The sequence below is a fragment of the Sorangium sp. So ce426 genome (assembly GCF_051475585.1).
Taxonomy (GTDB): Bacteria; Myxococcota_A; Polyangia; order Polyangiales; family Polyangiaceae; genus Sorangium; species Sorangium cellulosum_B.
In genome coordinates this window covers 3,059,337-3,080,743 of sequence record NZ_CP150341.1, presented here as the reverse complement: position 1 = coordinate 3,080,743, position 21,407 = coordinate 3,059,337, and the positions used below count along the sequence as shown (strand labels likewise).

Here is a 21,407-nt window from a genome sequence, read left to right as displayed (position 1 = left end):
CGGCGAGCCGCGTGTGGGGCGCCCTACCGACCCGGTCTCGGGCGCACATTATCCCCATGTCAAAATTATCAAACAGACCTGGAATTCCGTTCCGGAGCCCCTTATCCTTCGGGTCCGCCTCGTGAAGCTGTATGCTTGGGAGACAGCGGCCGATATACTGCCGGTTCGGCACCACCTCGGGTGCCGCCCGCGCGCGACGTGGACCCGCGGATGATCAAGGCACCAGGTCGCGTGAGTTAGTAAATACATTTTACTTTGGAGCATGCGAGCATGAGATCAGCACCCTTTACACTTCTCCTCTCGGCGATCCTGTGTGCAGTCGGCTGCTCGGACAGCGGTGACGGGGAGACGACCGGCAGCGGCGGCGCGACGGGCGGCACCGGCGGCGGCACGACGAGCACCAGCGACGGCGCGACGACGAGCAGCGGCGAGACGACGAGCACCAGCAACGGCGCGACCAGCGGCACCGGCGGCGATGCGACGAGCACGACGAGCACCAGCAACGGCGCGACCAGCGGCACCGGCGGCGGCGCGACGAGCGGCACGGGCACCGGCGGCGAGGGCACGGGCGGCAGCGATGGTACAGGCGGCGGCGCCAGCGCCAGAGTCCCTGCGGCGAGCGCCAGCACGCTGAGGGAGGCCGGTGAGAAGGCGAACCCCCCGCTGCTGATCGGAGCGGCCATCTCCGGCGGTGGTCTCGGTAACAACGACTACAAGCGCGTCGCCGCCGCCGAGCACAACTACGTGACGGCGGAGAACGAGATGAAGTGGGACGCGCTCGAGCCCAGCGCGGGGAATTTCAGCTGGGGCTCCGCGGACAACATCGTGAACTGGGCGCGCCAGAACAACATGAAGGTCAAGGGCCACACCCTGGTGTGGCACAGCCAGCTGCCTGGCTGGATGAACTCCATGACCGGGAAGGCCAACGTCGAGGCGGCCATGCGCAGGCACATCACCCAGGTCATGGGGCACTTCAAGGACCGGCTCGACCACTGGGACGTCGTCAACGAGGCCGTCCAGACCGACAGCGACACCGGGGTCGGTAATCCCCGCATGAGGCCCACGGTGTTCTACAACCAGATCGGGGAATCGTACATCGACCTCGCCTTCCAGATCGCGAGAGAGCAGGATCCGAAGGCCAAGCTCTATTACAACGATTACAGCATCGACGCGCGCAACGACAAGGTCGACTTCGTCTACAACATGATCAAGGGGATGGTCGATCGGGGGGTCCCGATCGACGGCGTCGGGTTCCAGATGCACATCGGTCCGCCGAACAACGAGGCCACCGGAGCGGATGTGGCGGCGAACTTGAAGCGCTTCACCGACCTGGGCCTGGAGGTGCTGATCTCCGAGATGGACATCAACCGCTGCGGCGGCGTGATCACGGCGGAGGAGCAGCTCACGTACTACCACGACATCGTCGCGGCCTGCTTCAAGGAGCCCAAGTGCACCGCCATCACCTTCTGGGGGATCAACGACGGCAGGTCGTGGCTCAACAGCTGGAGCGGGGCGCTGTGCAACGGGCAAAGCTCGCAGTCGCTGCTCTTCAACGACCAGTACGGGAAGAAGGAGACCTACAACAGGGTGATGAACGCCCTGCTGGGCAAGTAGCCTCCTCCGCGAGCCGCGGCGGCGACGGCGACGGGGAACACCAGTTCACATTCTCAGAGAAAAATTGAACAGGGAGGCGGGGAGACGGGGAGATTGATGGGATTTCACTCCCCGTCTCCCCGCCTCCCTGTGAATCTTCCCGGATAACTCGGGGGGATCGAGCCCTACGCCTCGCGACCTGCGGCGCGCAGCGCCTCCCCGAGGGACCAGACCGAGATCGCCAGCAAGGCCACGTCCTTGATCAGGAACTGACCGAGCGCGCCCATCGCGGGGAACCCGCCGATCTCATCCGCCCACACCCCGGGCGTCGTGATCAGGAAGCTCAGCGTGCTCAGGAACGTCAGCACACCGAGCAGGCTGCCGGCGGCCGCGATCCGAGCGAACCACGGCCGGGACAGGATCGCGAGCCCGATCGCGATCTCCGTGACGCCGAGCAGGTTGGACATTCCCTGGAACCCCAGCACAGGATACGTCCACGAGAACAGCGGGCTGTTCTCGATGAACGGGCGGATCGCCTGCGCCTCGATCCCCGTGAATTTCATGCCGCCGATCCACAGCAGCGTGAGCGCCAGACCAGCGCGGAGCAGGCGGCCGCCGAGGGCCTCGATCCGGACGCCCCACGCGGCTAAGCTGGGCGCGGTGCGGTTCGTAACCTGGACGTCGGCGAGCTGGACGGTACGATCGGTGGTCGACATGGTGGCCTCTCCCTCGTGGATTCGGTCGCTCGGGGCTGCCTCTTCGGCGTCCCCGTCTCCGTCCCTGAGACGCCATGGGGGCTCCGGCTCTTACTTTCGGAGGGAGAATCTTTTCGAGGCGGCCGGATGAACGAGCGGAAGAACGAGGAGTGGTTGCGGCTCCTCCGTGAACCCGGCGCGCAGGCGAGCGCCGCTGTCGCCGAGCTGCGACACATCGTGCGGAGAGGCCTGCAGCGGGCACTGGCCGGACGCGCCGGCGTAGGGGACGCCCTGATCGACGACCTGACCCAGGACGCCACGCTGAAGGTGCTGGGCGCGCTCGATTCCTTCCGGGGCGCCAGCCGATTCACCACGTGGGCGATCACCATCTCCATCCGCGTGGCGCTCACCGAGCTGCGGCGAGCCCGCTGGAAGGACGTGTCGCTGGATCAGCTCACCGAGAGCACGGGCGAGCCGAGCGCCATCGCGGCTCCTGACGCGAACGCCCACGTGGCCAGGGAACGGATGATCGCCGCCCTGTACGAGGTGCTCGATACCGAGCTGACCGAGCGGCAGCGCCAGGCGTTGATCGCCGAGCTCAAGGGGATGCCCCAGGCCGAGGTCGCCGCGCAGCTCGGGATGAACCGGAATGCCCTGTACAAATTGACCCACGACGCTCGCCGCAAGCTGCGACAAGGCCTCGCCGCGGGCGGCTTCAGCGAGGACGACGTGAGAGAAGCGTTCGAACTCCCCTCCCAGGGAGGGATGCCCCCGAGAGGAGCGCCATGAAGCGCCTGTCCCAGGAAGAGATCCGCGATCTGGCCACGGCCGTCCTCGCGACGAAGCCCGACGAGCTGACCTGCGACGAATGGCTGGAACACGCGCCGTGGTACGCCGAGCTCGTCGCGGAGGGCGCGCCGGTGCCGGAGGCGCTGCGCGAGGCAGCGCAGCACCTCGACCTGTGCCCCGAGTGCGCCGAGGAGCTGCGCGCCTGCCTGCTCGCGCTGGCCGCGCGCTGACCGTCGAGCGCCTCCCGCCGTCACGCCGGGAGCCCGAGCCTCTCGTGCTTCGGGCTCCCCTCCGGCGGCCGGAGGCGAGGACCATGACCCCGCTCGTCAGCACGTCCCTGGCTCCGGCGCGCCGGCGCGCCGCCGCGCCGGCGCGCCGGTGCCGGGGATATCACCGGCTCACTGCGGAATCACGATGGGCTCGCACACCCCGCTCAGGCACACGTCGCTGTCCGAGCAGCAGTCCGCGTTGGCCTTGCACTCCCCACCCGACTCCTTGCATTCCCCGCCTCCACCCGGATCTTCACCCGCATCGCTGCCCCCGCCGCCGCCGGCGGGCGGGTCGTCGCCCTCACACGTCGTCGGCGTGGGGCACGGCCCCGGCGTCACGGTGACCGTGTCCGACGGGTACTTGCTCGGAGAGGCGTGCACATAGCTGATGGTCGCGTCGCCGAAGCCGGCGGCGCCGAACGCCGAGGCGCTCACCCACACGTCGTAGACAACGCGGTAATCCCAGTTCGGTGTCTCCGAGTTGGGGGTGTAGCTCTCGTCCGTCTCCGGGGAGTCTTCGAGGTACGCGCCGTACCCGCACGCGTTGAGATCGCGGTCGAGCGAGGTGGTCGCCGCGACGACGGCGCCGGCGTCTCCGAGGAGCATCTTGCCCTCCCCGCCGAGCACGCCGAGCGACGCATACCCCGAGGGGCTCGCCTCGTCGGCCGAGATGTAGTCGACGTAGAAGTCGAGCACGAGCTCTCCCTTCCCGTTCGTCAGCTGGAACTGGGCCTTGTCGCTGCCCACGAGATCCTTGAACGTGTGGCCCCCGTGACCCTTCGGCTTCGGCGCGTCACCGGGCTTCGGGTCGCCGGGCTTCGGGCCGCCAGGCTGCGGGCCGGCGGGCTCCTCGCCGCCGCCCCACCCGATGGCCGTCTCGCCATACGTGTTGTCGACGAACGCGGGGTTGAGCGTCAGCCGCACGTGCACGAGCTCCTCGCTCTCGGCGATCTCGACGACCCGCTCGACGAAGGCCATCGGGGTCGTCGGGTCGCTGTTCGTGTAATAGCAGTCGACCTGGGCGGTCCCGTCCACGGGGACACCCCGGGCGCTCGCGCCGCACGAGAGCGGATCGAGATCCGCCGTGATGGGGTCGCCGGCGCCCGACATGCCGGATCCCGGGAAGCTCGGCGCCGGCGCGCCGCCCTCGTCGTCCGACGGGACGCAGTCTTCCCCGGAGACGATGCGGCCGTCTGCGCCTCCCGTGCCCGATAGGGAACAGCCCGCGCCGAAGGCCGCGAGCGACAACAGCCCACCACAGAACCACCCTGTCAACGCGAATGAACGCATCGGGATCCTCCCAACTCGAAAGCAAGCACGACATGGAGCGCAGCCGGCGAACCCGATCGCCGGCGCGATGATCTCCTCGATGAAGTGAAGGTCGCCGGAGGCGCCGGGAGCAGGCAGGGTTCGTGAAAAAAAATCGAGGCGGCCCCGCGCGCGGGCGCTCAGGGGCGAGCGCCGCCGGGGCGGGAGGCGGACGTGGCCTCCTCGCGCCCGAAGCCCTGCGGGTAGTCCTTGAGGTACCGGCGCGCCTCGGCCGCCGTCCGTTCCTTGTCGCCGAGCATCTCGATCGCGCGCAGGCGCTCCACGCGGGCGATCTCGGCGAGCGGCGAGTCCGGGTAGCGGCCGAGGAGGAGATCGAGCCGCTCGATCGCCCGCCGCGGCTGCCCGCGCCGCCGCGCCGCCATCGCGCCCTGGAGCAGCTCGTTCTCGGCCGTGAGCGAGGCGCGCGACGGGGCCTGGCGCGCGTCGCGCGGCGCGCGCGGATCCCCCTCGCCGGCGCCGTCGCCCCTGCCGCCCTCGCCGGCGGCGCTGTCCTGTCCGGGGTCGCGAGGCGGCGCCGGCGCGTCGCCCGGGCGTCCCTCGGCGGGGCGGTCCGACCGGCGCTCCTCGTCGCGGGACGACCACGTCTCGCCCGGGCTCAGGAAGCGCTCGACCTCGCCGCGGTGCACGGCGACCCGGCCTTCGACGACCGACACGCGCGTCTCGGCCGGCTCTCCCGCCGCGTCGGGGCGCCGCTCGACGGAGAAGCGCGTCCCGTGCACCGTGACAACGGCGTCCGACGTGCGCACCGACAGGCTCGTGCCTGCCGGCAGCGGCGGCACATCGACGGCGATCCTGCCCTGCTCGAGGGCGACGACGTCACCCGCGCGGTCGCGCCCGGCGCCCACCGGCGCGAACCTCACGCGCGTCGAGGGCCCGACCTCGACGGTGGCGCCCGTCGCGAGCGACGCCTTCGCCAGCGCGCCCTCGCCGGTCCGGAGCTCCTCGTCGCTCGCGAGCGGCACGAGGGCCAGCGACGGCGGCGAGCGGGTCGCGCCCCCGGCCGCAATCTCGACCGAGCCCTGGAGCGCCGTCACCTGCGCCGCGGCGGGCGCGGCGTCGCGCGCCCGGACCACGAGGAAGACGCCGGCGGCCGCCGCGGTCAGGGCTGCCGCCAGCGCCGCCGCGCCGAGGGCGGCCCGCTTCCGCCGGGCGACGCCGGCGCGCCGCTCGGCCGCGCCGGCGACGAGCTGGTCGATGCGGCCGGCGATCCGCTGCTGGAGGTACCTCGCCTGGACCCTGGGCAGCGGCGGCACCGGCTGCTCGACCAGCGCCCGCAGCGAGGCCTCCACGCTGTCCACGCCAGCCGCCGCGGCGCGATCCTCCGGGGTGGTGTCAACGTCGTCCTGCTTCATCGTGGCTCCTCGGGTCGAGCGGGGTCGCGTGGCGCCGCCGCCTCGGGTTCACAGCGCGCCTGGAGCTCCCGCCGCCCCCGCGACAGCCGCGACTGGGCCGCGGCCACGGAAACGCCGGTCAAGTCAGCGATTTCCTTGAGGGAATAGCCCATGGCGTGGAGCAGCAGCGCGGTCGCGCGGTCGCCGTCCATCGCCGCGAGGTGCCGGCGCAGGGCCTCGAGATCGCGCTGCGCGCTCAGCTCGCGCTCGGGGTCGGCGCCCTGCGAGGGCGGCTCGGGCCCAGCGCCAGGCTCCGGCGACCCCGGCGTGCGATCGATGACCTTCCGCTCGCGCCGGCGGGCGCGCAGCGCGCTCAGCCCGACATGGCAGGCGATGACGGACGCCCAGCCCGCCAGGCTGCACTCCCCCGCGAACCGGCGTTTGGTAAGTGTGCTCACGATCTGCTCGAACGCGCCCTGCACGAGGTCGGCGTGGTCCTGCTCGCGGCAACCCAGGATCCGGTACAGGGTCCGGTCGACGGCGGGCAGCAGGTGCTCGTAGAGCCGCAGGCCGATCCCTCGCTCGCCCCGCTGGAAGGCGAGCAGGATCTCCTCGTCGCTGGCGGGCGCGGGCGAGGGCTGACCCCCGGCGCCCTGGGCGGAGACGAGCCTGAGCCGGCGGCTCGGGGGGTGTGGCTCGGCGGTTCCCATGCTCATGCACAGTAGCCGGTCCGCCCGAAAGCAGGCTGGTCAGAAGCTGCCTCTCGCGCCGAGGACTGCCCCCGCCGGCGCTGCCTCCAGCACCCCTGCGCTGACCCACCTCTGGCTCGCGCGGAGAACACCTATCACGTTGAAACCCGGAGAATTTTCACGGGGAGGCGGGGAGGCGGGGAGGAAGAAAAAAAATGAAGTTCTTTCTCCTGCCGTCTCTCGCTCCCCGCCTCCCCGCCTCCCCGTGAAATTCCTGCTTTTTCTCGTGCTTTCAACCCGTCTGTCGCGCTAGCGGTGCGGGCGGAGATGCGGCTCAATACCGCCCGTAGGGCGAAGTCGAGGCCGGCTTCGACGGGGACTGCTTCCTGTCGCTCGGAGGTGGCGTGGCTCCGGGCAGCGCGGGCGTGGCCGTCGTCGCCTGGGGCGGCGCCTTCGCGCGGAGCGCGGTGGGAGCGAGGAGGCCGGCGTCACCGCCGGAGGCGGCACACGCGGCGCAGCGGAGCTCGGTGCCGCCGCCGCGGAGGGCGGCGCGCCTCGGGCGCCCAGTACGGGGTGCCCACGAGCAGCGTGTAGGCCATCATGCCGAGCGAAAAGATGTCCGCGGCGGCGGTGAGCTTCGTGTCGCCCTGGAACTGTTCGGGAGGCATGTAGATCGGCGTGCCGATGTGGATGGTGGCGCCGGCCCCGGTCGCGCCGTCGGCGACGAGCTTGGCGATGCCGAAGTCGAGGATCTTCACGCGGACCGAGCCGTCCTCCCGCTGCGTCAGGAAGAGGTTCGCGGGCTTGAGGTCGCGGTGCACGATGGACGCGGCGTGCGTGCGCTCGAGGGCCAGCGCCGTCTGGTAGAGGTAGGTCATCACCTCGGCGGGCGGCAGGCGACCGGCGCGCGTGAGGCGCTCGCCGAGCTCTTCGCCGCGGAGCAGCTCCATGACCAGGAACGGCATCCCGGTCGCCTCGTCGACGCCCGCGTCGAAGACGTCGACGATGTACTCGCTCTCGATCTTCGCCGTGATGCGCGCCTCGCGCTTGAAGCGCCCGCGCATCTCCTCGCTCTGGAAGGGGTGCGGGTGCATGACCTTGAGCGCCCGGTGGCGATCGGTCTCGAGGTGAATCACCTCGTGGACGGCCCCCATTCCGCCGGCGGCGATGAGCCGTACGACGCGATAGCGACGCGCGAAGACGGTCCCCTCCGCAAGTATGACCGACACGGCGAAAGGCTCTCGCGCCGGCCGGGCGGCGTCAAGGAGCCAGGCGGCGCGGGCGTCTCCGCCGGCAAGCCGCCATGCTCGCTGTCAAGGCAGGCGTGGAGGAGGCGATCGCTACCGCGTCTTCACGCACCGGGCCCCGACGAAGTAGTGGCGTTCGAACGGGTACCCGACGATGCGGCTGGAAGAGAGCAGGAACGGCGCACTTTCGTAACAGCCCCCGCCCCGGACCGCCCGGGTCGAGGCGTCGGCCAAACTGGCGCAATCATCGCATTGGCTGGGGTAAAGTGCGTACGAGTCCAGCACCCACTCCCACAGGTTTCCGCTCAGATCCGCCTGCCCCCACTTCCCATCTCCCGCCGGCGACCGCGACCCGGCAGGCTGGATATCGCTGGGCGTACACGCGCCGGGCGCTGACCCGTCCCCGGTGCAGTCATACACCGCATGGCTCGGATCGATCGTCGTCGAGCCTGCCGGCGTCGACCACGGGTACTGCCGCTGCTCGATCCCTCCGGCCGCCGCGTAGTTCCACTCCGCCTCTGTCGGCAGCCGGCCCCCATCCCACGCGCAGAACGCGAACGCCTCGTACCAGTTCAGGCAGTTCATCGGCAGGTGCTCGTTCCCGCCGGGCTCATCCGTCCAGGTCTGGTAGGGCGACTTGCACCCCGCGACGGCGGCCTTCAACGCCGTCGCATCTGCAGGCAGATTGCTTTCCCAGCCCGCATCCCAGCCGGTCCCCTCGATGAGCGGGTGCACCCCCTCTCCCGCCACAGGACGGCTCCCGGGATACGCCTCCACGAACCTCCGGAAACGCCCCACCGTCACCTCGAACCGATCCAGCGAGAACCCGCTCACCGTCGCTGGATACGCCGGATGGTTGTCCCGGTTGAAGGTGCCACCAGGCACCGCCTCGCTCGCGCAGCAGTCCTCGTCGCCCGCTGGCCCGCACGTCGTCGCCATCCCGACACAGCTCGGCGGTGTCGTCCTGCACGTCCCTCTGCTGCAAAGGGGCGCTGCCTCCGGGCACGGCGCCGCGTCCTCCCACTGCCCGCGCTCATCGCACCGCTGCGGCCGGTTCCCCCAGCAGCGAACGACCTCCGGGCGGCACTCCCCGATGCACGTCCCCTCCACGCATGCCTGCCCATCGCACTCCGTCCCGCCCGGCGTGCACTGTGCGCCGCCTCCGTCTCCCCCGCGCCCGCCGGTGCCCGCGCCGCTGCCGGTCCCGCCGCCCCCCTCCCCGCCGGTCCCGCTGCCCGCGCCGCTGCCGGTCCCGCCGCCCCCCTCCCCGCCGGTCCCGCTGCCCGCGCCGCTGCCGGCTCCGCCGCCCCCCTCCCCGCCGGTCCCGCTCCCACCACTGCCGCCTTCCGGCACACGATAGCTGTCCTCCAGCCCCGCCAACGTGGCACACCCGCCCGCCGTGAGCGCCCACGCCGCCCACAGCCATCTCGCGCGCTCGCTCTTCCTCTTCCCCATATCTTCCCCTAAGCCGCCGCCCAGCCGCTGTCCACCGCCGCGCGTGATCGCCTTACTGTTTCTCCCCTTTCGGGCGAGTGTCTCGCTCGAGCGAACCGTCCTCTCCGTCTCCAGCTCTCGCTCATCGCACGTAGCGCCTAGCGCGCGAGCTCCCCGCGCTGCGCGCTCCTGCTCCCCTCGTATCGAGGGTTATGTCGTTCTCGTGATCCGGGGCTCGACGAACAAGACAATGAACCTCATCGAGGGGATGCGCGTCGACCACGCGCCCGGTGCGCGCCGGCCCGTCCCCGGCAGGGCGACAGTTCGCTGCCGCGCGGGGCCCATCGGTGCTGAGGAGGCCGTGGACCTTGTCATGAGCGAATGCGCGGCCTGGCGCACACGACCCTCGGCGGCAGGTCAGGAAGGTCGGGCGCCAGCAGCTCGGCGATGCGGATCCCGTCGGATGCCGTCGCGGGGAGGATCGCGACGCCCCGGACCCGCGCGCGCGTGGGGTGGTAACGCAGGCCGCGAGGCTCGTCGGGGCCGCTCCGGACCTCGGATGTCTTGCCGCCCGCGTTCCCCTCGACCTCGACGAGCGGCACGCCCTCGGTCTCCGTGTGCTTGCGGAGCGCGCCCTGCAGCGCCGGCGTGAGTGATCTACCGAGGTACACGACGGGCGACGTGCACGCGCTCGTGGCCGGACCCGGGGGCCAGTCGCCGACGGCCGGCGGATCGCGCTCGCGCCCTTCCGGATCGTGCCACCATGGAATCTGCACCTCACCGAGCGTCAGCGGGACCTCGACGGGCGCGTTCGAGTAGACCTCGAAGCGAGAGGGCGACCGCGTCTCGCCCGCCGACGCATTGACCCAGAGCCGCTCGCCGGACGCTGCGACGCGCACCGGCCAGGCGCCGCCCGGCAGCGGCACGGCGCTCCACGCTCCGCCCCGCGGGCGGTGAAGCAGCTCCGGCCTCGGGCGAGACGGCGCGGCGTCCGCCACATCTCTCGTCACGACGAGCCACTGCGTCCCGTCGGCGGTGCCCGCGCAGGACGCGATGCGTACTTCCGGGAGATCCTGCTCTTCCCAGCGACCCTCGCCCCACCGGAACAGCGCGTCGTGGGTGCACAGGTACGCCTCACCCGCCTCCGTGCCTGCGAGCTGCACCAGGCTCCACGGCGACTCGTCGTCGAGCGGAAGCGACAGCGGCACCGCCGGCCCGCGCCCCGGACCGAGCAAGAACGCCGCCCTGTCGTCGAAGCGTTGATCGCTTATCACCAGGAGCTGCCCAGCCGTCACCGCCGCCGCTTCATGGCGCTCCCAGCGCTGCGCGACGTTCCCCAGCCGGGGATCGGTCGGGGGGCCGCCGGCGGGGCCCGGCACAGGCGCGCCGAGGGAGCGCGGCTGGACGATGAAGGAGGTTCCGGAAGCAGCATGCCCGAAGCGGAGGATAGCCGGCCCGGCGGTCGTCCGTGAGGGCGCAGCACCGGGCGCAGAACGGCCGTCGCTCGCTCATGGATGGCCTCCAGCACGTCGCGCAGGGCGCGTTACGCGCCTGTCCTCGAGCGCTGAGATCCGGCGTCTGGCGCTCGAGCGACAAACGGGTTGAAACCCCGGAAAAGAGCAGAAATTTGAACCGCCAAGCGCGCCAAGGACGCCAAGCGTGTGTTTTGTCCTTGGCGCCTTGGCGGCTCATTTCTCGCTCGATCAACGTGATCGTCGGTGTCCTAGCGTGTCGCGCAGAGCGGCCCGCGCCCGCCCTGCAACGCGGCCGCCGGCAGCCCGCCGCGCGCGAGCGCCGCCTCGGACACGCGCGTTCGCCCGGCCACGGCCGCCATGAGGCCCGGGCAAAGGCGCGCCGCCGCGCCGAGCGCCGCCTGGCCGGGCCGCCGCACGAGGCCGTGAGAGAGGCCGGTCGCGAGCAGCACCTGCCCGAGCACGTCGCGCGAGAGCCGGCGCTGGAACGCCTCCGCGCTCGCCCCTTCGAGGTACGCCGTGGCCGCGAGCCGCGCGCTGTGCAGCGCGATCGACATGCCGTCTCCGGAGAAGGAGGGGATGACCGCCGCCTGATCGCCGAGGCGCCATATCCCGTCCGCACGGCGCTGGACATGGCCGTACGGGATCGCCGAGAGCGCGAGCGGCCGCGCCCGGCACGGCTCCGCGCCCGCGAGCCGCGCGTCGAGGTGCGGCGACCCCTCGCGCATCGCGCAAAGGAGGCGGTCCCAGCGCTGCCCGAGCGCGGCGAAGCGGCCCTTGCGGACGAGGAGGCAGAGGTTCGCCCGGCCGCCCTCGACCGGCTGCAGACCGGCATAACCGCCCTCGAACAGCACGAGCTCCACGTGCCCGTCGAGCTCCGCCGCCTGCCGCGGCGACAGGCGCCAGTGCAGCTTGAAGGCGACGAGATCGTCCTGCAGCCCGGAAGGCCGCCTCAGGCCCCGGACGTCGTGCTTGCCGGTCGCGAGGAACGCGGCGCGCGCCTCGATCGCGCTGCCGTCCTCGAGCCGCGCCCCCCAGCCCGCGCCCGCCCGCGCGAGCGCCTGGACCCGGACGCCCCGCCGGATCGACGCGCCCGCCGCGGCGGCGCGCGCGAGCAGCGCCTCGTCGAGCACGCGGCGCGACAGGCTGAGCGCGGAGAACGGCAGCGCGGCGGCCGCGACCCGATCGCGCTCGACAAGGCGCACGGCCTCGATGGGCACCGCGCCGAGCGCCGGAAGATCGAGCCCGAACGACGCAAGGTAGAGCGCGGCCTCGCGCGACAGGAACTCGCCGCAGACCTTGTCCGCCGGGCTGGCCTCGCGCTCGATCAGCGCGACCTCGCGCCCCGCCTGCGCAAGGAGAAGCGCGACCGCCGCCCCGGCCAGGCCCCCTCCGACGACGACAGCGTCGTTCACGGGACCTTGAGCCTCCCGACGGTGAGCCGGAACGGCATCCACCACCGGACCTCGACGGCGCGCGGATCGAGCCCGGCCTCGGCGATGAGACGCCGCCAGTCGCTCGCCGAGAAGGCGCGGGCGATCGACACCGGGCCGTCGTGCTGCACGAAGCGGTGCCAGCCCGCGAGGCGCGAGAGGTGGCGGAAGAAGTGATAAGGCAGCGGGTGGCGGTGCAGATCGTTGATGAACCAGCCGAGCCGCGCCTTCGCCTCCATCCAGGCGAGGAAACGGACGACCCCCGGATCGGGGAGATGATGCGTGAAGAGCGAGCTCAACACGACGTCGATGCCGCCGGGCGGCTCGTAGGCGAACGCGTCGGCGGTGACCCAGGTGATCGGCCGGCCCGGCGGCGTCGCCTCGGCGGCCGACCGGCGCGACCACGGGTTGAGGTCGACGCCGGTGAGCGAGACGGCGATGCCGCGGGCGCTGGCCCACGCGTCGATCGCCCGCAGCATGTCGCCGTGGCCGCTGCCGACGTCGATCACCTCCAGCGGCCGGTTCTCGGGCAAGCCGCGCAGGCCGCGCGCGACGAGGCGCTCGAGGAACGCGAACGTCGGCCGGTGAGCGAGCGTCAACCGGTTGACCTGCGCCAGATCGACGAGGCAAGCGCGGAAGTCCTCGAAGTCGACGGGCTGGGTATCCATCAGCTCGTCGAGCGTGGATCGACGCGAGAAGTCGAGGGCGCCCATCGGTCTAGTCCGTATGGAACAGCATCGTCTCGGCGGTCAAACCTGGACCGAACGACATGGCGCACCCGCGCATGCCCGGCCGCGCGTCCGCGACGATCGACTGGAGCACGAACATGAGGGTCGCCGAGGACATGTTGCCGAAGCGCGCGAGCACGTCGCGCGACGCCGCGAGCGCCGCCGGCCCGAGCTCGAGCGCGTGCTCGACCGCGTCGAGCACCGACCGCCCGCCGGGGTGCACCGCCCAGAGGTCGATCTCGCCTGGCGCGGCGCCGTCGAGGATCGCGCCCGCGGCGGCCCTGAGCCCCCGGTCGATCGCGGCCGGCACGCGGCCGGACAGGAACATCTCGAAGCCGAGGTCGCGGATGTTCCACGTGATGAGCTCGCGCGTCCCGGGCACCACGACGGCGTGGAGGCGGTCGAGCGCGATCCCTTTCGGCTCGGCGCTGACCACGGCCGCGGCGCAGCCGTCGCCGAACAGGAGGAACGACAGCATCTGATCCATGGCGATGGCCTCCTGCAGGTGCAGCGTGCACAGCTCGACGTTCACAACGAGCACGCGCGCCTCGGGCGCCGACCGCACGATATGCCGCGCGAGCTTCAGCGCGTTGATCGCCGCATAACACCCCATGAAGCCGATCATCGTGCGCTCGACCGACGGATCGAGGCCGAAGCGCGCGACGAGCTCGAGGTCGATGCCCGGCGCGGAGAAGCCGGTGCACGACGTCACGATGACATGGGTGATCCGGCGCGCCGCGCTCCCGAGGTCGAGGCCGGAGACGGCCTGCGCGGCGAGCTCCGGCGCGTGCTTCTCGTACAAACGCATGCGGTCCGCGGTCGTCGGGAAGCTGCCGCGCAGGTAGAACCGCCCCGCGTCGATCGAGGCTCCGCCCACCTCGACGCTCGGGGCCAGCACGGAGAATCGGTGTGAAATCTGCGCCTTGTCGGCCATCCGCCCGAACAGCACGCGGCTGCGCTCGTCGCTGAACAGCGTGCTCGCGAACCGGACAAAGGAGGAGTGCACGTCGTGCGGCGGCACGGCCGTGGCAATGCGGTTGATGTAGGCGGTTACCGGCGGCCGTCCCTCCGCGTCCGGGCCTCGGCAGGCATCATCGCCGTGCATCAGGCCTCTTCGCGAGTCGTTAAAATTGGTCACGCTCGCACGAAGCGGGCACGGAGCATGCCACTTGCGGAGCCGCGCAGCCGACCGGCGGAGGGGGAACGTGGCGTCCGCGACGTCGACCTTGCTGGTGCCCGCAGCTGCCGGCTGCGCGCCGGCTATCCACGCTGTCCTGGTCGCACCCCGTCCAATCACCGTGCCGGCGCGCGCGCCCGCTCAGCTTCGCGCGAAGGCGACATGCGGCCCGCGCCGTGGCGCGAGAGGTAAGAAGTTGAACCACGGCGCGGGTGGCGGTCGATTACCTGCCAGGTAATGGGCCCTTCGCGCGGACCCACGCGATGGCGAGCTGCGCCGGGGGCTCCCTTGTGGACGGCGACACGTCGGGCGCTGTCATGGCGGCGCCATCGTGAGCCAGTCTGCCGCCGTGCACGACGCCGTGGTGCGCCCTGCTGCCTGTCAGCTCCCGAAGGCCGCGAACCGCCCCGTCCGCGCCTGGATCACCTCGTCGAGCCAGCGCAGCAGGCCCGCCAGCGGCGGCTGCTCCTGCGCCTCCCGGTGCCATCGCCGGATCTCGCGGCGCCCGGCAGGTGTCTCGATGTCGAAACAAACCTGCGTCTCCCCGGGGACGCCCATTCGCTTCGACGCCGCGTCCACCGTCGCGGCAGAGCCCAGCAACCCATCGAGCGCCGCCAGCTCCGACTCCGACAGGGGCTCTGGTCCCCGGTGGATCTCCTCCCCGAGCGCCTGGCCCGCGAGCGTCACGCTCCCCCCGGCGTCGACGCTCACCACCCACGCGCCAAACCGACCGTTCGGGCCGTACGCCGCGCCGCCTCGGAAGACCATCCTCATGATGACGAGCATTGTGCCCCGGCGAGCCGAAGCTGAACAGCGTGGAGTCGACGGCGTCCCGGCGCCCCACAGCCGGTACCGGAGAGCACGTCGGCCTGATGGATCCGAGTCATGCGTCCGCTTTCCGGGAGGCGGCCGCGGGACGGCCGCCTCCCGGCAGGTCAGCAGGCGTGGAACAGGTTCGCGAAGTAGGCCTGCGTGAACTGCGTGTCCACGAGAGACCCGCTCGCGTTGAAGCACCGGACACCGACGTCGAGCAGGTCCGGATCCGAGGCGGGGGTGCTCCAGCCGGTCACGTTGCAGTATTCGGGACCCGTGCCGTACGCGGTGGCCAGGGCCGCGCCGCTCGGGACCGCCGTGCCGCTGCCCATCTTCGGATACTTGATCAAATAGCGCCCTGTCGAGAGCCGCTGCGCGGTGAGGATCTCCGTGATGTCGTTGCACTCGGACGTGATGCGGTGGTGCTGGAACGCGAGCGAGGGCGTGTAGCTCGCCGCGGTCGGGTTGTGCGCCCACACGAAGCCGCCGCTCTCGGTCGCCGCGTCACGCACGTCGCGGAGGTACCTGAGCGAGAAGCGCGAGTCCGCCGGCACGCCGCCCGGACCGAAGCAGCGCACCTCGACGTCCGTGTCCGCCCCCACCCGCTGCCATTCCGCCGTCTTGCAGTACTCGGCCCCGGTCCCATACGCCGTCACGAGCATGGATCCGCCGTCCGACGCCTGCCCGGCGAGCGTGACGATGTAGCGGCCCGTGCGGGTCCGGTTGACGGTCGACGGCGCGCCCCACTGATACGTCGGCGAGGGGGTGAACACACCGGTGCTGGGCCTGTCCACCCACACATAGGCTCCGTCGCTCGAGACCGCCGTGCCCCCCGCGAAGCGGGCATACGAGACGACGAAGGGGGAGTTCGCCGCCTGGCCAGCCGCCGTATGGCAACGGATGTTGACCTGGAGCGCCGCCCCGGCGGTCCCCCACGAGGCCACCTTGCACCGCTGGCCGTCTCCACCCGCCGCGTTCACCTGGACGTTGCCGCCGCTTCCGCTCAGGCCGTCGAACGTGGCCGTGTACACCCCGACCCCGGAGCTCGCGACACGCGTCGCGCCCCCGGACGAGTTGAACGATCGCACCGGGACGAGCGCGGATCCGTTGTAGAAAGCCCACCCGGCGGCGTCGCCCGTGCGCAGCGCTTCTTCGCTCGCGCCAACGCTCTCGCCCGCGGGCTCTTCCACCATGGGCTCCTCCGCCGGCGCGGCGGCGCACGCCGGCGCGGCCGCCGCGAGGAGCAGCGCGAGAACGGACCGGGGACCACGGCGGAGCGACTCGATCGTCAGATTCGTCTTCATGTGTTTCTCCATGGCTGCCATCGCGGCCTTCTCTGGCCGCACGACCCGAGGGCGGAGCTCCGCTGTCGAGGGCGACAGCGGCTCTGCCCTCCTCTGCGTCGGGCGCCGTCCCCACCATTCGCAACGGCTGTGCCAGCGCGTTCGGGCCGAAAAGCCGGGGCATCGCGCCAGCCGTGGAGCGCCGTTGCGCGCGGGGCTGCGCAACTGCGCGAGCGCTCGCTCAACGAGCTCTCAACGCGCTCTCAACGCGCTCCATGTCGTTGCTCTCCCCGCCGCCCTGGCTGCCCGCGGCCACGTCGAGATCGCGCTGCACGCCACTGCGGACGTCACGTCCCTGAGGCGCTGGCCTCGGAGGACGCGCCGGCTACGGCGCCTCGACCACCGTGCGCGACGCCTTCGCCAGGATCACGTCGGGGAGCAGGAACGGCACCAGGTGCGTCTGGTTCTTTCGCCAGAGCTCCGCCTGATCGCGGAAATGTGGGCTCTCGGCGTCCCAGACATTGCCTCCGGGAATGGCGTTCCACGCTTTCGGCCCCGCCGGGTCGAGCTCCACGACGAGCCGTTGCGACGGGCCGTTGACGTACCGGAAATCCGGTGACTCGTCGAGCGCCCACGAGAGGCGGTAATCCGAGGAGTCCACCGCGAACTGGTCGCCGCCACGCGGAAAGCCGCCGCTCCAGAGGGGATCGCTCGGCGGAGGGATGCTGAGGCTGCCGAAGAGGGGGACGAGCGCGTCGAAGGTGACCGTGTGAAAGGCGCCCCAGCGTGGCGCCGCGGCCCCGGAGCCGCCCTGTTGCTCGAGCCAGGCGAGGGCGTCGAGCAGGGCGCGCAGCACGCGCTCGTCCCTGGACTCGACCGCTGGCGTGCCCATGTCGTCCCACAGCGCGCTGTCCTGCGCGGCCGGATCGAAGGTGGCGAGCTGCTCCCGATCGGCGGAGAACAGGTGGAGGAGCGCCTTCGCCGAGAGCTCCCGGGAGAACGACGAGAAGCCCATCTGGCCGAGCTCGTCGCCCAGCACCCGGCGCACCACCCGGACGAGCCAGAGGTTGAAGACCAAGGTCGCCTCCGAGGCGCGGGCGTCGATCGCGCCGGGGCCATCCCCCTCGTCCGCGAGCGGCATGGCGGTATCGAGATCGATGCCGGCGGCCGCCTTGTAGTCCGCCTCCTTGCCCCAGCCGTCGAGGAGCGCCCGCAGGGCGACGATGCGCTGCGGGTCGTAGGCGGCGTCCGCGACGATCGCGCTCAGATCGGGGTGAGTACCGGGCGTCTTGCGCTCCGCCTCGGCGCGGTCCACGGCGCGGAGGAGATGAGGCACGAGCCTCGCGCCGAGCGCCGACTTGATATCGCCCTGGATCGCCGCGCAATCCTCCGGCGACAGAGGTCCCTCGTGGGCATCGATCCGCTCCTGGATGCGGCCCTCGCGAAAACCGATGTCGAAGCTGCAACCCAGGTACATGGGGGTGCCGTCGGGGAGCGTGCCGTTCGATGGATCGTTGTCCAGAGAGTCCCCGATGGGGTCGTTGTTCGCCGTGGCGATGTATCCCGCCGGCGGGTTCTTCGCCCGGGGGATGAGGTGCTCGGGGAGCGTCCCCGTCCACTCCGCGGTCCCGTCGCCGGGGAGCACCATGCAGGGGAGGACGCCCGTATAGGTGGCCGCGTCCCAGGCGAACGCCTCAGGAGACCGCGTCGGGATCGCCGCGTGCGTCGTCCAGAGGATGTCGCCCGCGGCGTCGCCCATCACCCAGTTCTGCGCGCCGACGCTGAACTTCGAGAGCGACTCCTGCGCATCATCGACCGAGCGAGCGCGCAGCAGGCCGAAGATGGCCTCGAGCTCCTTCGTCGGCGCAAGCCCCGTCCAGCGGACGCTGAGCGCCCCCACGGCCGGGTCCGGATCCACCACGGCGTGGTCGACGATGGTCGGCAGCAGCGGGCCGTGATGGGGCACGATCGGGACACGGTAGGTATAGGGCTCCCTGCCAGCGATCGCGATGACCTCCTCGACCGTCTGGAGGGGCACTGGATTGCCCTTGAAGAGCACGGCCTTGCCGTCGGGCGTGAGCTCCTCGGCATAGACATCGGTGACATCGTACATCGCGACCGTCGCTCCCCACCCGACGTGCTCGTTGTGGCCCAGGATGATCCCCGGAATCCCGGGGAAGGTGACGCCCCCGACGTGAACATCGCGGCTCGCGTCCTTGCCCTCGGGCGCGGTGACATGGATCGAGACGGCATACCAGACGGCCGGCGCGCTCAGCGACAGGTGGGGATCGCTGGCCACGAGCGCGTGCCCCGTCGCGCTCCGGCTCGCGTGGATGGCCCAGTTGTTCGAGCCGAAGCCCTCCGGGGCGACCTTGCTCCTGGCGCGCTGGACCGCGCTCAGGTAGCCGGTCAGCGACGACATGAGCTTCGCGCGGCCCGGCGCGGCGCGGCCCGGTCGTCGCGCGCGAGGCGCTCTCTTCGCTGCCTTGTCCTCCGCCTTCTGCGCCTCCTCCCGCGCCGGGGAGGCGGGGTAGCCGCTGCTGGTCACCGCGGGCTCGGAGGGGGCGAACCGCAGGAAGTCCCGCTCGAAGCCGGCGCGCTTCTGCGCGAGCGGATCGGCGCTGCTCGACGCGAACGTCGTCCGGGCGGCGTCGAAGAACCGCTGCATGGTGATGTCCAGCTCGGCGTCGAACGACAAGAGGTAGCTGTGGAAGCGGCTGATCACGAGCGAGTCGACGCCGCTCCAGTCGGTGAACGCCTTGGCGGGCATCCCCGTCGCGCCTTCGGGGAGGAGGATGTCCCCGGCGCGGATCTTCCTGAACACCTGGGTCACCCCGTCCGCGTAGGCGTCGAGCATCTGGCGGAGCTCCCCCTCGGGGAGCGCGCCGTACTGCGCCCTGGCGATCCGACCGAGCCCGACATGGCGGAGAGCGATGTCCTGATCGATGGTGGTGGGATCGAGATCGCCGAAGAGCTCTGCGAGCCTCCCCTGGGCGGTGCGGCGCAAGATCTCGAGCTGGAGCGCGCGGTCGCGCGCCGTCAGATACCCTTCGACGCGCATCGCGTCCACGAGGTTCTCGGCATAGATATGGGGCCTACCGTCCCTGTCCTGGACGACATCGACGGCAGAGAGCAGGCCGTCGATGGTGAGCCGCCCGTCGACGGGCAGATCCGGCCGATCGCCGAGTGGACCGAACGTCGCCGAGGAGGGCGGGCTGCCGTCGGGCGCGCCCGCGTCGGGATCGCTGGGCGCGCCCGCGTCGGGCGCGCTGCTGCCGGGAGCAGGGTCGTCCGAGCACCCGAGCACGCCCGTGAGCCCGGTGACCAAGGCGAGGACGCAATGTGCCGAAGACAATGACAGTCGCATGAACGCTCCTTGGTAGGATGGAAGCGAGCCACCGCGGCGGTGTCGTCGGGCGACGCGGTGGCTGGAACAGCACGTCGTCAAGCGAGGTAGGGTTCGGAGCTCCTTTCGCGGCAGCGTGGGCCAGGGCACGACCGGCAAGAGGGAGCGTGCCTTGGCGCGGTGTCTGGGCCAGCATGACGATGCCATGACGGGAGCGGAGGCGGAAGGAGTACAAGGCATGGCATGAGGCCGCGGATGTGGCGCCGCTCTGCCGCCAGAAGATCCATGCCGGGTGGTGACGGGCGAAGGCGCGCCAGGACGCCTCCGCCTCACTCGGTGGTGCAGTCGGGCGCCGAGCTCGGGTCGGCCACCCACGCCGCGAGGCGCGCGGTCCCGGCGTCGCCCCACGCGTCGTGAGCGAGCTGATTGAGCCGGCACCACTCATGACGCGTCTGCTGGATCGCGAGCGACTTCGCCGCGAGGTGCTGCTCGACGCGATCGGTCAAGGAGGTCTTGTCCTTGCTGAGCTCGTCGTGGGTCATCGCCGCCGGGGGCGGACAGTCGTCGCCTGGCTCGTAAGCGACCGTGCCCGAGACAAGGCCATAGGCGGTCGTCCGCCGCTCGTGGAAGGTCACGATCGCGTACTCCGGGTACGGCGCATCGTCGTCGCGAGTCACCGACGTCCCCCTCGGCTTCTGGCCCTGCACGACGATGAAGCCCGTCGACGGCACCGCGGAGTACGGAGGGAGCGCGGGGAACGCCGCGAGCGACTGGTCCACGAGGGCGTCGCCGCCGAGCTCGACCCAGTTCGTGTGTGCGTAGAAGTCCTGCACCGCGTGAAGCGAACGGGAAAACGCCAGCAATGCCAGCGCATCACCACCCAGCTGCGCGACGCCCGGGCCCAGCGCCGCCACCGCCTCGGCTTGCTTCTCGGCGATGAACGCGGCTCCTCCGCTGAAGTTGCAGTCATCGAAGTGAGCAGCATTGCTGAAGTGGAACGCGGCGTCCGTCGACACATTGCCGATCTTCAGAGCGCTGATCACCGCAGGCTTCAGGAACGCCAGCGCGGTGCTGGTGATCTCTTCGTGGTTCGGCTCACCCGGTGCCGTTGAAAACGCATCGGAGCTCTCTCCGAGCGCCTCGGCCGTTCCAGGCTCGCCGGCGCAGCCGAGCGTCAGCGAGAACCCCGTGACTCCCACGATGAACGCAGCGTGCTGATGAATACCTTGCAGCATGCCTTGTATAACTGCAAAGCGCGGTCCAGGCGTGCGGGCTGAGCGTTCGTCGAGAGAGACGCGCGGAAGGAGCTTGCGTGAACGGGCTCACGCCCGATGAGCGCACCTCATCGCCTGTCATTCCCGTCCACGCGCGAACCGCACGCGTGCCTCACTGCGGCATTCCGCCACACGCTTCCCCAACGACGCAATGGCGTTCCGTCGTTGCTCCGCCGCCTCGGGCGGCCGCCCCTCCGCGAGGGCCCGCCGGTCCTCGAATGTCGGTCACGTAGGTCATCGCGGGCTCACGGCGGTGGAGTGAAAGCGGCCCCCTCGATGCATGGTCATGTGCGGCGGGCGGTCGGGACCTCGTAGGCGAACGAGCCGCGCTCATCGAGGTGGTAGGCGGAGACGTCACGGTCGATCTGCCGCCCGCCGGCGCTCGTGAACATGCGCCGGGGGAAGACGCGCACGCGGGCCTGCGCGGCGCCGGAGAGCAGCTCGAAGCGGCCGGCGCTGAAGCGTCGGCCGCCTCGCGCGCACGGGCGTCGCCCTGGCCGGGCGA

18 protein-coding genes are annotated in these 21,407 nt (G+C 71.3%); 3 read left to right on the top strand and 15 right to left on the bottom strand.

Going from position 1 to position 21,407, the window contains the following annotated elements; all coding sequences use genetic code 11:
• Positions 1-270 precede the first annotated feature (270 nt).
• Positions 271-1,614 carry an endo-1,4-beta-xylanase gene (locus WMF44_RS11780; RefSeq protein WP_437299224.1) on the top strand — a complete coding sequence of 448 codons (1,344 nt, stop codon included), beginning with the start codon at positions 271-273 and terminating at the stop codon, positions 1,612-1,614.
• A 164-nt stretch (positions 1,615-1,778) separates the two neighbouring features.
• On the opposite strand, the gene WMF44_RS11775 is transcribed toward WMF44_RS11780, so the two are convergent.
• On the bottom strand, positions 1,779-2,309 hold the full coding sequence (locus tag WMF44_RS11775; protein WP_437299223.1) for a YkgB family protein: 531 nt from the start codon (positions 2,307-2,309) through the stop codon (positions 1,779-1,781).
• A gap of 15 nt (positions 2,310-2,324) precedes the next feature.
• Between WMF44_RS11775 and WMF44_RS11770 the strand changes: the two genes are divergently transcribed.
• Positions 2,325-3,077: a sigma-70 family RNA polymerase sigma factor gene (locus WMF44_RS11770; protein ID WP_437299222.1), complete on the top strand. Its 753-nt coding sequence runs from the start codon at positions 2,325-2,327 to the stop codon at positions 3,075-3,077.
• Positions 3,074-3,307, top strand: a complete 234-nt coding sequence (locus WMF44_RS11765; RefSeq protein ID WP_437299221.1) for a hypothetical protein — start codon at positions 3,074-3,076, stop codon at positions 3,305-3,307. Before WMF44_RS11770 ends, WMF44_RS11765 begins: the two co-directional genes overlap by 4 nt.
• Positions 3,308-3,475: 168 nt before the next feature.
• On the opposite strand, the gene WMF44_RS11760 is transcribed toward WMF44_RS11765, so the two are convergent.
• The 14 genes from WMF44_RS11760 to WMF44_RS11695 form a co-directional block, all read right to left on the bottom strand.
• Positions 3,476-4,636 carry a hypothetical protein gene (locus tag WMF44_RS11760; protein ID WP_437299220.1) on the bottom strand — a complete coding sequence of 387 codons (1,161 nt, stop codon included), beginning with the start codon at positions 4,634-4,636 and terminating at the stop codon, positions 3,476-3,478.
• A 158-nt stretch (positions 4,637-4,794) separates the two neighbouring features.
• A complete protein-coding gene (locus WMF44_RS11755) occupies positions 4,795-6,027 on the bottom strand; it encodes a FecR domain-containing protein (protein WP_437299219.1) in 1,233 nt (410 codons plus the stop codon).
• On the bottom strand, positions 6,024-6,716 hold the full coding sequence (locus WMF44_RS11750; protein ID WP_437299218.1) for an RNA polymerase sigma factor: 693 nt from the start codon (positions 6,714-6,716) through the stop codon (positions 6,024-6,026). Before WMF44_RS11750 ends, WMF44_RS11755 begins: the two co-directional genes overlap by 4 nt.
• Positions 6,717-7,183: 467 nt before the next feature.
• The gene (locus tag WMF44_RS11745) at positions 7,184-7,924 is read right to left on the bottom strand and encodes a serine/threonine-protein kinase (protein WP_437299217.1); all 741 of its coding nucleotides are present in this window, start codon (positions 7,922-7,924) and stop codon (positions 7,184-7,186) included.
• A 111-nt stretch (positions 7,925-8,035) separates the two neighbouring features.
• Entirely contained in the window at positions 8,036-9,397 is a 1,362-nt protein-coding gene (locus tag WMF44_RS11740) for a formylglycine-generating enzyme family protein (protein ID WP_437299216.1), read from the bottom strand.
• A gap of 350 nt (positions 9,398-9,747) precedes the next feature.
• Positions 9,748-10,671 carry a hypothetical protein gene (locus WMF44_RS11735; protein WP_437299215.1) on the bottom strand — a complete coding sequence of 308 codons (924 nt, stop codon included), beginning with the start codon at positions 10,669-10,671 and terminating at the stop codon, positions 9,748-9,750.
• A gap of 428 nt (positions 10,672-11,099) precedes the next feature.
• Positions 11,100-12,263 (bottom strand): NAD(P)/FAD-dependent oxidoreductase, encoded by a 1,164-nt coding sequence (locus WMF44_RS11730; RefSeq protein WP_437299214.1) that lies wholly within the window; start codon positions 12,261-12,263, stop codon positions 11,100-11,102.
• Positions 12,260-12,994, bottom strand: coding sequence for a methyltransferase domain-containing protein (locus WMF44_RS11725; RefSeq protein WP_437299213.1), 735 nt, complete (start codon positions 12,992-12,994; stop codon positions 12,260-12,262). The genes WMF44_RS11730 and WMF44_RS11725 overlap by 4 nt, the downstream gene beginning before the upstream one ends.
• A gap of 4 nt (positions 12,995-12,998) precedes the next feature.
• Entirely contained in the window at positions 12,999-14,114 is a 1,116-nt protein-coding gene (locus tag WMF44_RS11720; protein WP_437299212.1) for a type III polyketide synthase, read from the bottom strand.
• A gap of 453 nt (positions 14,115-14,567) precedes the next feature.
• Complete coding sequence (locus WMF44_RS11715; protein ID WP_437299211.1) at positions 14,568-14,960, bottom strand: hypothetical protein; 393 nt, start codon at positions 14,958-14,960, stop codon at positions 14,568-14,570.
• 161 nt (positions 14,961-15,121) lie between these two features.
• Positions 15,122-16,303 (bottom strand): hypothetical protein, encoded by a 1,182-nt coding sequence (locus tag WMF44_RS11710; protein WP_437299210.1) that lies wholly within the window; start codon positions 16,301-16,303, stop codon positions 15,122-15,124.
• A gap of 364 nt (positions 16,304-16,667) precedes the next feature.
• Positions 16,668-19,649 (bottom strand): penicillin acylase family protein, encoded by a 2,982-nt coding sequence (locus WMF44_RS11705; protein WP_437299209.1) that lies wholly within the window; start codon positions 19,647-19,649, stop codon positions 16,668-16,670.
• A 308-nt stretch (positions 19,650-19,957) separates the two neighbouring features.
• Positions 19,958-20,863 carry a hypothetical protein gene (locus WMF44_RS11700; RefSeq protein WP_437299208.1) on the bottom strand — a complete coding sequence of 302 codons (906 nt, stop codon included), beginning with the start codon at positions 20,861-20,863 and terminating at the stop codon, positions 19,958-19,960.
• A 323-nt stretch (positions 20,864-21,186) separates the two neighbouring features.
• On the bottom strand, positions 21,187-21,315 hold the full coding sequence (locus WMF44_RS11695; protein WP_437299207.1) for a hypothetical protein: 129 nt from the start codon (positions 21,313-21,315) through the stop codon (positions 21,187-21,189).
• Positions 21,316-21,407: the final 92 nt, after the last annotated feature.

Bases quoted from the DNA above. Each gene is read 5' to 3' on its own strand.
- WMF44_RS11780 (WP_437299224.1), top strand. From the start codon at position 271: ATGAGATCAGCACCCTTTACACTTCTCCTCTCGGCGATCCTGTGTGCA.
- WMF44_RS11775 (WP_437299223.1), bottom strand. From the start codon at position 2,309: ATGTCGACCACCGATCGTACCGTCCAGCTCGCCGACGTCCAGGTTACG.
- WMF44_RS11765 (WP_437299221.1), top strand. From the start codon at position 3,074: ATGAAGCGCCTGTCCCAGGAAGAGATCCGCGATCTGGCCACGGCCGTC.
- WMF44_RS11760 (WP_437299220.1), bottom strand. From the start codon at position 4,636: ATGCGTTCATTCGCGTTGACAGGGTGGTTCTGTGGTGGGCTGTTGTCG.
- WMF44_RS11755 (WP_437299219.1), bottom strand. From the start codon at position 6,027: ATGAAGCAGGACGACGTTGACACCACCCCGGAGGATCGCGCCGCGGCG.
- WMF44_RS11750 (WP_437299218.1), bottom strand. From the start codon at position 6,716: ATGGGAACCGCCGAGCCACACCCCCCGAGCCGCCGGCTCAGGCTCGTC.
- WMF44_RS11740 (WP_437299216.1), bottom strand. From the start codon at position 9,397: ATGGGGAAGAGGAAGAGCGAGCGCGCGAGATGGCTGTGGGCGGCGTGG.
- WMF44_RS11725 (WP_437299213.1), bottom strand. From the start codon at position 12,994: ATGGGCGCCCTCGACTTCTCGCGTCGATCCACGCTCGACGAGCTGATG.
- WMF44_RS11720 (WP_437299212.1), bottom strand. From the start codon at position 14,114: ATGCACGGCGATGATGCCTGCCGAGGCCCGGACGCGGAGGGACGGCCG.
- WMF44_RS11715 (WP_437299211.1), bottom strand. From the start codon at position 14,960: ATGAGGATGGTCTTCCGAGGCGGCGCGGCGTACGGCCCGAACGGTCGG.
- WMF44_RS11710 (WP_437299210.1), bottom strand. From the start codon at position 16,303: ATGAAGACGAATCTGACGATCGAGTCGCTCCGCCGTGGTCCCCGGTCC.
- WMF44_RS11705 (WP_437299209.1), bottom strand. From the start codon at position 19,649: ATGCGACTGTCATTGTCTTCGGCACATTGCGTCCTCGCCTTGGTCACC.
- WMF44_RS11700 (WP_437299208.1), bottom strand. From the start codon at position 20,863: ATGCTGCAAGGTATTCATCAGCACGCTGCGTTCATCGTGGGAGTCACG.